The organism is Pseudomonas sp. LBUM1678 (assembly GCF_059695575.1).
In genome coordinates, this window is record NZ_CP166775.1 from 5,981,162 (window position 1) to 5,994,693 (window position 13,532).

The following is a 13,532-nucleotide window of genomic DNA, read 5'->3' on the forward strand; positions in this document are numbered from 1 at the left end:
TACAACTTCGAATATCTGTACCTTGCCCTGCTTGAAAAATCATTTACATTAAAACGACAACTGCCACACAAACTTTACCCATCAGACATTCACCAAGGAGTGACTTGCAGAAAACTTTACCGCGCACTAAAAGCCAATTAACATGAACCCGCTCACAAAATTCACACATTAACACCTACAACTTTCACACACCAAAAAGCATGGCAGGCAAACAGAACATATTGAATAAACCTGAAATAATTCAACACCTCTAAAAACGTTCCACAATCATCAACACCAAAAACACTCCAAATATTCGCTACCCATCGCGAAAACATGCGTTCACCTACCGATACGGACATCGGCATCTTATAACGCCCATTATTTAAAGGACTGAACAATGGCACAACTGATCGAACCCGCCGCTCAAACTTCCAATGATCTTGCCGTAGAAGTAACGAACATCAGTTCCTCGACCAATAGCCACGCACCGTCCGCCGGCGTGATTGACATAACCCCCAGCGCGCCACCGCTGACACCTGTGTCAACACCAGAACCGAATGCCGAAATCCCCGACCTTCCCTCTCGCCGCTCACTCAAATCCCTCGACAAGCGCCTCGGACCTTTGCGCTTCGGCAACTTCGACGTCACGCGTGTAGAACTCAAGGCCATGGGCGCCAAGGTGAATGGTCGCTCCATACGCGCAGAAAATTCGAACCTCAAATCGCCCGACCAGGCGTTTATCGACGGACTGAGTTTCGATCCCGCCAGTGTCGAGGCCCGGGTGAAATCAGTGGAAATTCCAGACAGTGGCACCGTGGCCACCCTGCTCTATGAAATCGCCTGCAAGCGCTCAATTGGTGCCCCGCCGATGTTCGTCGCGGCCGATCCGCTTACGGTCAGCAGCTCGATGGATCGCCTCAACAAACTTGGCAATGCGGCACAAAAGTTGGGCATTTTTCGAGTCGAGTCTTTTGAAAACCATCCAGCTTGGGTCAACAAGAGCAAAAGTTACTTGCTGAGCGGCACTGGCGTAGGAATGCAGGCCTATGGAATCTACAGCGGATTCATGGGAATCATGGAAGCCCTCAAAGTGGGTGACAAGGGCGAAGCAGCATTAAACGGCGGACCGATTGCAAGTGAGTTCGGGTCATTGATCATCGAGCGAGGCCTTAGCAAAGGGGGCGAAGCGATGATCAGGAACGGCTCGGTCGTGTTCAGCCGGTTTTCCGCCACGTCGGTAGGCAGTGTAATGAGTCGGGGTGCCGGGTTATTTGCCAGCGCGATCACTTTGCCGTTCGACATTATCAGCGCCGTCAATTCCTTTAACGCCGCCGCCGCCTCAGAGGGCAAGGAAGCGCAAGACCATTATGTCAGCGGGGGCCTGAGCGTGGCCGGCGCAACAGTCAGTCTGGTGTTGGGTGTGGCGGCCTTGGCCGGTTTCGGAAGTATCGCTGGCCCCATTGGCCTGGCGGCTGCGGCCGTGCTTATCGTCGGAGCGGAAATCTACCGGGCCGCACGGGTCGTGGACGACATCGATGACTACATCGAGCTTACCGCACATGAGCGTTTGCGCTCCGGCTGGTTCGCGTTCACCCGGCAGGAGCTGGATCAGGACGTCAAGGATCGCCACAAGATTGCCAAGACCTTCAGTGACCACAGCAAACAACTCGAAACTTCCGCCAAGGAATTGCTTCAAGGCCCGTATAAAGATTACGTGGAATACATTGTCGATGGCAGTTTCAACGTCGAGTTGAAGCCCGTGCAAATCTGGCATTACCAATGGGACGAGGTGAGCGGTGAACAGCCATTCAAACTGGATAACGAACCGGTAATCGTTAGTAGCGATGACACCATTGATGCCCGGGACGGGTTGCCGCAGGACCTCAAAAACAACTTCAAGGGCAGCCCGGGCGAAAACAAAGGTGTCTTATGGCGACTCGGTGATGGCAACGACCAGGTATATGGCGTCAAGGACAAGTCCAATCTCTTCAGCTATCGGGAGGGTGCCAAGACACTGACCGGCGGCGAAAAGGATGACGAGTTTTATTTCGAAACAAGCGAAGCGGAATTCAATCGGACAGTGAGTCCCGCTCGGACCAGTATTATTGACGGGGGAGAGGGTTCCGACACGCTGGTATTCGAGGGCTCCCGCCCGACCCCGGATCTGCGCAAAATCCGCGAGTCCGTGGACGCCGTCCATATCGGTTACGACGTCAACTTGCAAAGCGGCAAGGTAGCCTTGCGTAGCCGCGACTCTGCGCTGGACGAGATCACAGTCGCACAGATCAAATCCATCGAAAACGTCTCGACCTTGCGACGCGGTGAAAGTCGGATTACCGGGAGCGAAAAGGCCGATCGAATTTCGGCCAACGGTAACGACCAAATCACAGCGGGATCAGGTGACGACACGGTCTCCATCCGCGGAGCGGTCACACGGATTGATGGCGGCCCCGGACAGGATCGCTATCTCATCGCGGACACCTCTGTTCGAGCGACAATTGTCGAAGACGGCGAACAATGGAGCCTCATCGAATTCGACTGGCCAATGGCAAGAATTCAACAATGGCAAATCGTTGACACTTCGCTAGTCGTCCGTTCGTTGCGAGGCAAGGATGGCGAGCTTCCAGAACACGTGTTGACCATCGAAAATGTCTATGAACATATCGATGGTCAGCGTCAGGTAAAAAACAATCAATTGCGATTTAAAACACGAGACCGGTATGAACTGATGCCCATCTTGCCTGTTCATCTGGCCGACTCACTGGATCACGACGTTGAATGTTTAGTCACCGTCATCGGTGACCCCGCGCCAGCTCTGCAGATTGTCAACAGTGGAACCGTGGTGATTGCCGAGAAGGGGCCGACGCACACATTTGTTTCCCGCGTACCCCGCCATGTCTACCTTGTCGCGAATGCCGACACACCTGAAACAACAAAAATCATTCACCTGGATTACAAATTTGCAGAGATCTCTTCGATCAAAGTCAATTACGAAGTGCAAGCAAGCACCGGCGTTTCGGGCTATACGTATCTGAGTTACAGTAATTTCAACGTATGGGTTGAACTCCCATCCAAAATACTCAACATCACCGGTGTCATCCGCGATAACCAAGCGGAAAAAACCTCAACGAAAAATTTTCCAAATATTAAAACAGCCAGTATTGTTTGCGCACATGACATCGTTTTCATCATGCAAGATGGTAAGTCCTATCGATTGTCGCCCCCTAATATTCCCTATCATGAGGATGCGGCCAATCCGGGCGACAAACAACGCGTTGCCAACGAGTGCCTGATCCCTCGACATGGCAATTACAGATTTATCCGACCCGAAAACATTAAACCTGTTTTGCTCGCAGCCACCCCTCAGGAGGTTAACTTTCCGCCTGCTCCCCACTTCGGCATCTTTGCATTACAAGGCCAGGCTTCCTTCTATGATGTGTATCCTGTCAGCAACACTACGTTTAGCCTTTCAACACCGGGCGCCATTGCACAAATCTCCAACGCATCGACCTGGACAATCTTCAGCAAAAAACTGACAGAAACCGTAACGCGCAATGAGATATACCTGGACGGCGAAAACCTGAGCATTGGCAGTGTGATTGTCCAGCTACCCAGTCTGGATAATGATGGACCGATTGACGCAATCAGCGTGGAAACTTCGTCGGGCAATATTTATAAAGTAGAACTGATTTTTGAAGTATTACAACTTTACGTCATTGACGCACAAGACTACTCCAGTGTCGACGCCCTGCTGACTGATATCCGCAACCATCAGGAACGCGACGAGTTAGCCGTCAATGTTTTTGTTAAGAACATGTCCTCCGGGCCCCTCTTTGATGGCACGGTTTATTACAACTCAACGAATGACTATTGGGGCGTCGACAGGGATCTCACCCTTCGCATCGAACCCGAAGATTTTGTCATTGAACCGATAAAAACGATTGATCCTTAAATAGCCTCTGCTCGGGTGCGGCGGGATGCCTGTCTTCCTGCCGCTCCGGTCTCACGAGTAACGCCCCTCAAGCAAACAACTCACCCTGCAACTCATCCAGCAGCGCCTGAATCGCATCCAGTCGCTGCTGGGGATCATCGAGTTGCAGCAGGTCGATCTTGTCCAGTTCGGCAAACGGCAGCAGGTACGCCAGCTGATTGGCCAGGGACTGTTGCCCGGTGGCTTCGGTGCCCATGTTCAACGCTTCGACCATCGGGTGTTCGGCCAAGGCCTTGAGCAGTGCGACCAGATCGGCGTCCTCATCCTGCAGCGGTTGCTCAGGCTCATCTTCCAGCCATTCGACGTCAGCGATGGTCAATTGATCGCGCTGCACCTCGGTGCGCAGTACATGAAAACGCCGTCCGCCCTGCACGCGAATGCCCAGCAGGCCGTTGTCCTGCTGCTTGAAATCGGTGATCAACGCTTCGCAGCCAACCAGTGCATAGCCCGCCGGCGCGATGCCCACTTCTTCGCCGTCGAGAATGCACACCACGCCAAAACCGCCGCCCTGTTTCATGCAGCGGCTGATCATGTCCAGGTAGCGCGCCTCGAAGATCTGCAAGTCGAGGATGCAGCCTGGAAACAGCACCGTGTTCAGCGGAAAAAGCGGCAAGCTCATAGACATTTCCTTACACCACCATCGACACCGCCAACGGCAGGAACACCGCCGTGGCCACGCCCATCAGACTCATCGCCAGCGCCGCGAAGGCGCCGCATTCTTCACTTTCCTGCAAGGCCACCGAGGTGCCGACCGCGTGGGCGGTCATGCCCAGTGCCATACCGCGGGCTTCAGGGCTGTGCACACCCAACCGGGTCAGAAGACTCGGCCCGAAGATCGCACCGATCACGCCGGTGATCAACACGAACACCGCCGCAAGCGCCGCGACACCACCGATCTGTTCGGCCACCAACATGGCAATCGGCGACGTCACCGACTTCGGCGCCATGGTCATCAGGATCATGTGTTCAGCGCCAAACCACCAGCCCAGCAACACGCCCATGCCCGTGGCAACCACGCCGCCTATCACCAGCGTAGTAAATATCGGCCAGAACAACTGCCGGATTCGTCGCAGATTGAGGTACAGCGGCACGGCCAGTGCAACGGTCGCCGGCCCGAGCAAGATGCTGAGGATCTCGGTGCTCTTGCGGTACTCGGCAAAGTTGATCCCGCAAGCCACCAGCACGCCGATCACCAACAGCATGGAAACCAGCACCGGTTGCAGAAAAATCCAGCGGGTTTTCTCGAAGGCCGCCAGCACAAGCTGATAAGCGCCCAGCGTAATGCCGATGCCGAACAACGGGTGATGGATCACCGAATCCAGCGCGCCATGCCAGTCGAGGATCATTGGCGATCTCCGCAATGGGCGTGCCGCTTGACCATGCGTTGCATCAGCACCCCGGCAAACGCCATGGACAGCACCAGCGACAACACCAGCGCACCGACGATGGCCCAGAAGTCCGCAGCGATGTCCTTGGCATAAACCATCACGCCCACGGCCGGCGGCACCAGAAGCAAGGGCAAGTATCGCAGCAGACTGCTGGCCGCCAGGTACAAAGGCTCGCCGACTTGCCCGCGTGAAATCAGGTACACCAGCAACAGCAGCAGGCCGACAATCGGCCCCGGCAGCACCGGCAAAAACAAATGGTTGATGGCTGTGCCCAGCAATTGGAACAGCACCAGCCAGGTCAGGCCACGTAACAACATCCAGCATCTCCCGCACGCACTCCCCACCAAAAAGGGGCCGGGCATTATAAGCACGTCAACGCTATGGATCGGCATTCGCCAAAAGCATGGTCAGTTGACCGGAGCAATTTGCCATGTTGATCTAAAGTGGTTCACAGGGAGGTCAAATCCCCCCACTCGAAAAACTATAAATCCGATGAAACCCAAGGAGAGTCTCAATGCCCTATGTCCCCGTTGCAGAGCTCAAAGATTATGTCGGCAAGGAACTCGGACGTTCCGAATGGCTCACCATCGATCAGGAGCGCATCAACCTGTTCGCAGAAGCCACAGGCGATTATCAGTTCATTCACGTCGACCCGGTCAAAGCCGCGCAAACGCCATTTGGCAGCACCATTGCACACGGATTCCTGTCGCTGTCGCTGATCCCGAAACTGATGGAAGACATCCTGATCCTCCCTCAAGGGGCGAAGATGGTGGTCAACTATGGTCTGGACAGCGTGCGTTTCATCCAGCCAGTGAAGGTCAACTCCAGGGTTCGGCTCAAGGTCGACATGAACGAAGTCATCGAGAAGAAACCCGGCCAATGGCTGCTCAAAGCCACCGCCACGCTTGAAATCGAAGGGTCGGACAAACCGGCCTATATCGCCGAGCCGCTGTCCCTCTGTTTCGTCTGACACATGCCTGATTGCGAAACAGCTCACGCTGTTTCGCGCTGTGTCTCTGCCGTGTCTCTATAAATGCGACACATAGCTGCGGCATACTCCGTCGCATAATTGCCCGGATCCCGCTATGCGCTCACTTGCACTCCTCGCCTTGACCCTGTTGCTCACCGCTTGCGGCGATGGCGAATCGCTGCTGCCCCCCGATGCCCGCTTGCCGGACGGCGGGCGCTATCGCGGTGATCTGGTCAACGGCTTGCTGCAAGGCCAGGGCCGCATCGACTATCCGAACGGCAGTTGGTACGCCGGCGAGTTCGACAAAGGGCAATGGCATGGCCAGGGCGAATGGCATGGCAGCAACGGCGAGGTCTATCGCGGACAATTCAATCAAGGCTTGTTCGACGGCCAAGGCACGCTGACCACCCCCGGCAGCAGCTACACCGGCGGGTTCAAACTCGGCCGCCGCGACGGTGAAGGCACGCTCAAAGAAAACGCGATGACCTATCGCGGTGAATTCAAGGCCGATCAATATTCAGGGCTCGGTCGTCTCGAACTCGACGACGGCAGCTCCTACCAGGGCCAGTTCGCCCACGGCAAACCCAATGGCGAAGGCCAGCGCGGTGATGGCAGTGGCAATCAGTTCACCGGGCACTTCAAAGACGGTCAGCTGGAAGGCAACGGGACCTTCAACAGCGCCGACGGCGACATCTATGTCGGTGGTTTCAAGAACAATCAACTGCACGGCAAGGGCCGCTACGAGAACGCCGACGGCGATGTCTGGCTGGGTCAATTCAAGGAAGGCTCGCTGAACGGCAAGGGCGAGTTGATCGGCGCTGACGGCAGCCATTACATCGGCCAGTTCAGTGACTGGCGCTTTAGCGGCCAGGGTCGATTGAACCTGCCCGACGGCAGCTTCTACATCGGCCAGTTCGACGGTGACAGCTACTCGGGGCGCGGCACCCTGGTGCTCACCGACGGCACGGTGCAAAGCGGTACATGGATCAACGGCCAACGTGTTCGCGATGCCGATGGCAAGTTGCTGCCCGACACCCTGGAACTCGGATTGCTGGCCCAGGGCCGCTTACTCGATGACGCCCTGTCCAGCGTGCCGGCCTCGACCCCGGCGGTCGAGTTGTACACCTTGACCCTGGGCGGTGACGGCAAGCAGAGCGTGTTCCTGCGCGAGTCCGATTACGTCAGCAATATGCTCAGCAGCCGCTTCGGCGCTTTCGGCCAGATCCGCCTCGTTAACCATCGTGATCACTTGGTCGACCGGCCTATGGCCACCCGGGAAAACCTGCGTCGCGCCGCAATGACCCTGGCCGAACGCAGTGGCCCGGAAGACTTGATCTTCATCTACCTGACCAGCCACGGCAGCAGCGAACATGAACTGGTGCTCGACCAGCCGCGCATGGAGTTGGCCGACCTGCCGGCCGATGAACTCGCTGCGGTCCTCGCACCGCTGAAGAATCGCGACAAGATCATTGTGATTTCATCCTGCTATTCCGGCGGCTTCATCCCCGCGCTCAAGGATGAACGCACGCTGATCATGACCGCCTCGCGCGCCGATCGCGTGTCCTTCGGTTGCTCGGAAGAAGCCAACTTCACCTATTTCGGCGACGCGCTGTTCGCCCAGGCGCTGAACCAGACCGACGATCTGGAGCAAGCCTTCAAGCTGGCCAAGGCCACAGTGGCGGAGCGTGAACTGGCCGACGGCTTCGAAGCCTCTGAACCGCAGATCTGGGCGCCGAAAACCGTTCTCTCGCACTGGCAGCTGTTACGCAAGCAGCAGGCACGAAAAGCACTACAAAGTGTCTCTATCAGCAACAAGGATGCAAAGAGCAACTAAGCTGAAGAGTATCAAGGGGGACACACTATGTACTTGACGCCTCAGCATGTATTGCTTGCCGGAGCTACCGGGTTAACCGGTGAACATCTGCTTGATCGTTTGCTCAATGAGCCAACGATTTCAAGGGTTTTAGCCCCCTCACGCCGGCCTTTGGCCGAGCATCCCCATCTGGAAAACCCGGTTGGTGATCCGGCGGTGTTCCTGCCGCAACTGAACGGTCGCGTCGACATCGCTTACTGCTGCCTCGGCACCACGATCAAGCAGGCCGGTTCCGAACAAGCCTTTCGTGCGGTCGACCTGGACATGGTGGTGGCGTTCGCCAAACGCGCGCGGGAGATGGGGGCACGGCACCTGATCGTGATCAGTGCCTTGGGCGCTGATCGCAGGTCTTCGGTTTTCTACAACCGGGTCAAAGGCGAGATGGAATACGCATTGCGTGCGCAGGACTGGCCGCAGCTGACCATTTGCCGACCTTCGGTGTTGCTGGGCGAGCGACTCGAACCGCGCACGGCCGAGCAATTCGTCGGGCCGTTGTCGCGCTTGATTCCCGGCAAATATCGCGGCATCGAAGCCTGCCAACTGGCCCGCGCGATGTGGAGGCTGGCGCTGGAAGAGCAGGATGGGGTGCGGATTGTTGAGTCGGATGAATTGCGTAAGTTAGGCAAATAAACCTGTGGCGTCTGAAGAGGCGCCTTCGCGAGCAAGCCCGCTCCCACATTTGACCGTGTTTGCTCGTATCACTCGGTCAAATGTGGGAGCGGGCTTGCTCGCGAAGGGCGCGACACCGATTCAAAGCCGAACGCTACAACCCGCCAGTCGCCTGAAAACTGACCCCAATCACCGTCAGCAACGACAACGGCAATAACAGCGTGTCGAGCAATGCGCTGGCCGGCAGGTCGACACCGGGGTAGCTCGGCGCTTCGGCGCCGAACCGGTCCATCGCGCAGCACCCACCGTTCATGGCGTACAAATCCAGACGCGTCCCCGAATACACCACTGGCGCCCCCGGTTTGGCGGCGTCCAGAGTACGCGCCGTGGCGCAGCCCGTCAGTTGCAGCGCCAGCAGAATAATCAGCAGCTTATTCATCGCTGCTCAAATGGTGTTCGCCCCAGCGCGGCAGCATGTCTTGCGGAATGTTCAACAGGTTGAGAATCCGCGCCACCACAAAGTCGATCAAGTCATCGATCGTCTGCGGCTGATGATAGAAGCCCGGCGAGGCCGGCAAAATCGTCACGCCCATGTTCGACAACTTGAGCATGTGCTCCAGATGAATGCTCGAATACGGCGCCTCGCGCGGCACCAGAATCAGCTGACGACGCTCTTTCAACGTCACATCCGCAGCCCGCTCGATCAGGTTGTTGCAGGCACCGGTCGCAATCGCCGACAAGGTCCCGGTGGAGCAAGGCACCACCACCATCGCCGCAGGCGCACCGGAGCCCGAGGCCACCGGCGACATCCAGTCTTCCTTGCCGTACACCTTGATTTGCCCGGCGGCCGCGCCGGTGTATTCAGTGAGGAAGGCCTGCATCGTCTGCGGCTTGGCCGGCAGCGTGACGTCAGTCTCGGTGGCCATCACCAGTTGCGCAGCCTTGGAGATCAGAAAATGCACCTCGCGGTCTTCGCGGATCAGGCAATCGAGCAGGCGTAAACCGTACTGGGCGCCCGAAGCGCCGGTCATCGCGAGGGTGATGCGTTCCGGGCCGTTGTTCATTGCAACGCCTCGGCGAGTTTGCCGTGCAGGCCGCCGAAGCCGCCGTTGCTCATGATCACCACGTGAGTGCCGGGCTGGGCCTGGCTCTTCACGCGCTCGATGATGCCTTCCAGCGAATCGCTGACAATCGATGGCACCGTGCACAACGCCGCGGTCGCGCCCAGGTCCCAACCGAGGTTGGCAGGTGCGTACCAGATCACTTGATCGGCATCGACCACGCTTTCCGGCAAGCCGTCGCGGTGAGCGCCGAGCTTCATGGAGTTGGAACGCGGCTCGATGATCGCGATCAACGGCGCATCACCGATGCGTTTGCGCAGGCCGTCGAGGGTCGTCGCAATCGCCGTCGGGTGGTGAGCGAAGTCGTCATAGATGGTGATGCCGCGTACTTCGGCGACTTTCTCCATCCGGCGTTTCACACTTTTAAAGGCGCTCAACGCAGCGATGCCCATCGCAGGCACCACGCCAACATGGCGAGCCGCCGCCAATGTGGCCAAGGCGTTAGCCACGTTGTGCTGGCCGGTCATGTCCCAATCGACGGCGCCTTGGGCGACGCCTTCGAACATCACTTCGAACTTCGAACCGTCTTCGCTGAGCAGTTTGACCTGCCATTGACCGCCGGCACCGGTTGTTTGCACTGGGGTCCAGCAGCCCATCTCGATAACCCGCTGCAATGCCGGCTCGGTGGTCGGGTGGATCACCAGGCCTTCACTCGGGATGGTCCGCACCAAATGGTGGAACTGGCGCTCGATGGCGGGCAGATCGGGGAAGATGTCGGCGTGATCGTATTCCAGGTTGTTCAGGATCGCCGTGCGCGGGCGGTAGTGAACGAACTTGGAGCGCTTGTCGAAGAACGCGCTGTCGTACTCGTCGGCTTCGATGACGAAGAACGGCGTGCCGCCCAGACGCGCCGACACCGAGAAGTTTTGCGGCACGCCACCGATCAGGAAGCCCGGGCTCATGCCCGCGTGCTCCAGGACCCAGGCGAGCATGCTGCTGGTGGTGGTTTTACCATGGGTGCCGGCGACGGCCAGGACCCAGCGTCCTTGCAGCACGTGGTCGGCCAGCCATTGCGGACCGGAGACGTAAGGCAGGCCTTTGTTCAGCACGTATTCGACGGCCGGGTTGCCGCGGGACATGGCGTTGCCGACCACCACCAGATCCGGCGCCGGATCGAGTTGGGCGGGATCGTAGCCTTGGGTCAACTCAATGCCCTGCGCTTCAAGCTGAGTGCTCATCGGCGGATAGACGTTGGCATCGGAGCCCGTCACGTGATGGCCCAGCTCTTTGGCCAGAACCGCCATCGAACCCATGAAAGTGCCGCAGATACCAAGAATATGAATGTGCATAGTCGACCTCGTAAAACATGGCCGCAGGTTAGCGTAGGGAGGGGAAAATCGCACTCTTTAGGTGATGGAACCCGGTCTCTGTGGCGAGGGAGCTTGCTCCCGTCCGGCTGCGCAGCAGTCGTAAAACCTGAGTTCGCGATATACCTGATACACCGTAGTTGCAGGTTTTGGGGCCGCTTCGCAGCCCAGCGGGAGCAAGCTCCCTCGCCACAAAAGCCTCTAGCGGGCGATGCCGTGTTTGCGCAGTTTTCGATAGAGGGTGTTACGGCTGACACCGAGCTGTTCGGCCGTATGGGTCATATGCCAACGCGTCTGCTCCAGCGCATTGAGCAACGCCAGCCGCTCGGCATCATCCAGCGGATGCTCCGATGACGCTTCAACCGCAACAACCGGCACCGGCCGAGCCTGTCGAATCATCACAGGTAGATCCTCCAGCCCGATCCGCCCGCCGTCACACAACGCTGCCAAGGTGCGCAGCACATTGCGCAACTGCCGCACATTCCCCGGCCACGCGAAACCCAGTAACGCCTGGCGTGCCGGGGCGTCGATCAATACGCTTTCCCCGCCCGCTTCTTCGGCCAGCAGAAAATCAAGCAACTGCGATTTATCACTGCGTTCACGTAACGCTGGCAACGCAATCTCCAGCCCATTGAGCCGGTAATACAAATCCTCACGGAAGCTGCCGTTCTGCACCCGGTCCAGCAAATTACGGTGAGTGGCGCTGATGATCCGCACATTGACCGACTCCGGCTCACCACCAATCGGCACCACCTGGCGATCCTCCAGCACCCTTAATAGCCGGGTCTGCAAGGCCAGGGGCATGTCGCCGATTTCATCGAGGAACAAGGTCCCGCCATCAGCCTGCTGCAACTTGCCGCGCATGCCTTCCTTGCGTGCGCCGGTAAAGCTGCCGCCGCGATAGCCAAAGAGTTCGCTCTCGATCAGGCTTTCAGGGATGGCCGCGCAGTTCAGCGCAACAAAGGCTTTTTCTGCGCGTTGACTGGCCTGGTGCACCGCTTTGGCGAAAGCCTCTTTGCCGGATCCGGTTTCGCCGTTGATCAGCAGCGGCACGTCTCGCTCGAAAACCCGCAGGGACTTGCGGAAATCTTCCTGCAAACCCGTGTCGCCCAGACAGATTCCGGACAGGCGCGGCCGCTCGGCAATCACCGGACTTTGCACCACCGGTACCGGGATGCTGCGAGGCTGGCCCCGCAACACGGCAAACAGACTCCGTCCGTCGCGTGTACGCAACGGCCAACTGGCGCTGGCATTGACGCTTGCGCGACCGAGCAACTCATCCAGCGAGCAATCGAAAAACGCCTCTACCGGTTTCCCCAGCAGCCCGCCGCGAATATGCCCCAGCAGATTCAGCGCGCTTTGATTAACCGCGCTGATGCGCCCTTCCCCGTCGAACGCCAGCAATCCTTCGCTGAACAGCCCGACGGACTCCGCCTGCAGATGAAAGCGCAGCAGCCATTGATTGTCGAAGTAGCGCAGGAAATAGCAGCTCTCGATCATCTTCGCCGACAGATTGACCAGGGCCATGGTGTGGAACTGGCTCTGCCGCGAGACTTCGTGACGCGCCGAGGACACGTCGAGCACCGCCAGCAGTTCGCCGTGGGGGTCGAACACCGGGCTCGCCGAGCAGGTCAGCCCGGTGTGACGGCCGCGAAAGTGCTCGTCCTGGTGGATGGTCAGGGACTGACGCTCCACCAGACAGGTGCCGATGCCGTTGGTGCCTTCACAGGCTTCACTCCAGTCAGCGCCGAGCCAGAGGCCGGCGCGCTCGAAAATCTTCCGTTCGGCCGGTGCGGTGACGCAATTGAGGATCACGCCGCGGGCGTCGGTCAACAAGACCGCATGACCGGCGCCGGAGAGTTGCTGATGAAGGCTGGTCATTTCGCTGCCGGCGATGTGCAGCACTTGCTGCAAGCGCTCGCGGCTTTCCAGTACGCGGCCATGCTCCAGCACCGTGGGCGCCATGGTCAGGGCCGGGTCGAGGTGATAATCCTCGAGACAACGCAGCCAGGAACGGGCAATGGACGGATCGCTGCCGGGACCGTGCAGGTGGGACTTGCCCTGGGTGACGGTCAAGACTTGCTGGGCATGGCGACTCAAATGGTTGTCGTGCATTTCTTATTATTCTCCCCGAGAGCTGTGCTCAACCCCATCAAGGACTGACACACATCTTGTGGCGAGGGAGCTTGCTCCCGTTCGAGTGCGAAGCGCTCGCCAAAAACCATAATCGGCAGACATTTTGGGGCTGCTTCGCAACCCAGCGGGAGCAAGCTCCCTCGCCACAGAGAAAT

At 58.2% G+C, this 13,532-nt stretch carries 11 protein-coding genes; 4 read left to right on the forward strand and 7 right to left on the reverse strand.

What is annotated here, in order from left to right:
* Positions 1-379 precede the first annotated feature (379 nt).
* Positions 380-3,934 (forward strand): phage tail tape measure protein, encoded by a 3,555-nt coding sequence (locus ACA070_RS27230; RefSeq protein ID WP_497449054.1) that lies wholly within the window; start codon positions 380-382, stop codon positions 3,932-3,934.
* Positions 3,935-4,001: 67 nt separating this feature from the next.
* Here ACA070_RS27230 and ACA070_RS27235 read toward each other — a convergent pair whose 3' ends face one another.
* Genes ACA070_RS27235 through ACA070_RS27245 form a run of 3 tightly spaced genes read right to left on the reverse strand, consistent with a single transcriptional unit; the run spans position 4,002 to position 5,678 of the window.
* The gene (locus ACA070_RS27235; protein WP_497449055.1) at positions 4,002-4,592 is read right to left on the reverse strand and encodes an LON peptidase substrate-binding domain-containing protein; all 591 of its coding nucleotides are present in this window, start codon (positions 4,590-4,592) and stop codon (positions 4,002-4,004) included.
* A 10-nt stretch (positions 4,593-4,602) separates the two neighbouring features.
* Positions 4,603-5,319: an LrgB family protein gene (locus ACA070_RS27240; protein ID WP_461955866.1), complete on the reverse strand. Its 717-nt coding sequence runs from the start codon at positions 5,317-5,319 to the stop codon at positions 4,603-4,605.
* Positions 5,316-5,678: a CidA/LrgA family protein gene (locus ACA070_RS27245; RefSeq protein ID WP_497449056.1), complete on the reverse strand. Its 363-nt coding sequence runs from the start codon at positions 5,676-5,678 to the stop codon at positions 5,316-5,318. Before ACA070_RS27245 ends, ACA070_RS27240 begins: the two co-directional genes overlap by 4 nt.
* 197 nt (positions 5,679-5,875) lie before the next feature.
* Between ACA070_RS27245 and ACA070_RS27250 the strand changes: the two genes are divergently transcribed.
* The 3 genes from ACA070_RS27250 (at position 5,876) to ACA070_RS27260 (ending at position 8,834) form a co-directional block, all read left to right on the forward strand.
* Positions 5,876-6,331 carry a MaoC family dehydratase gene (locus ACA070_RS27250; RefSeq protein ID WP_010467353.1) on the forward strand — a complete coding sequence of 152 codons (456 nt, stop codon included), beginning with the start codon at positions 5,876-5,878 and terminating at the stop codon, positions 6,329-6,331.
* A 115-nt stretch (positions 6,332-6,446) separates the two neighbouring features.
* Entirely contained in the window at positions 6,447-8,165 is a 1,719-nt protein-coding gene (locus ACA070_RS27255) for a C13 family peptidase (RefSeq protein WP_497449057.1), read from the forward strand.
* 27 nt (positions 8,166-8,192) lie between these two features.
* On the forward strand, positions 8,193-8,834 hold the full coding sequence (locus ACA070_RS27260) for an oxidoreductase (protein ID WP_109635151.1): 642 nt from the start codon (positions 8,193-8,195) through the stop codon (positions 8,832-8,834).
* A gap of 133 nt (positions 8,835-8,967) precedes the next feature.
* On the opposite strand, the gene ACA070_RS27265 is transcribed toward ACA070_RS27260, so the two are convergent.
* The 4 genes from ACA070_RS27265 to ACA070_RS27280 form a co-directional block, all read right to left on the reverse strand.
* Entirely contained in the window at positions 8,968-9,252 is a 285-nt protein-coding gene (locus ACA070_RS27265) for a YceK/YidQ family lipoprotein (RefSeq protein WP_497444002.1), read from the reverse strand.
* Positions 9,245-9,877, reverse strand: a complete 633-nt coding sequence (gene ubiX / locus ACA070_RS27270) for a flavin prenyltransferase UbiX (protein WP_010467349.1) — start codon at positions 9,875-9,877, stop codon at positions 9,245-9,247. The genes ACA070_RS27265 and ubiX overlap by 8 nt, the downstream gene beginning before the upstream one ends.
* A complete protein-coding gene (mpl, locus tag ACA070_RS27275) occupies positions 9,874-11,223 on the reverse strand; it encodes a UDP-N-acetylmuramate:L-alanyl-gamma-D-glutamyl-meso-diaminopimelate ligase (RefSeq protein ID WP_497449058.1) in 1,350 nt (449 codons plus the stop codon). The genes ubiX and mpl overlap by 4 nt, the downstream gene beginning before the upstream one ends.
* Before the next feature lie 219 nt (positions 11,224-11,442).
* On the reverse strand, positions 11,443-13,356 hold the full coding sequence (locus tag ACA070_RS27280) for a sigma-54-dependent Fis family transcriptional regulator (RefSeq protein ID WP_497449059.1): 1,914 nt from the start codon (positions 13,354-13,356) through the stop codon (positions 11,443-11,445).
* Between the last annotated feature and the right edge of the window lie 176 nt (positions 13,357-13,532).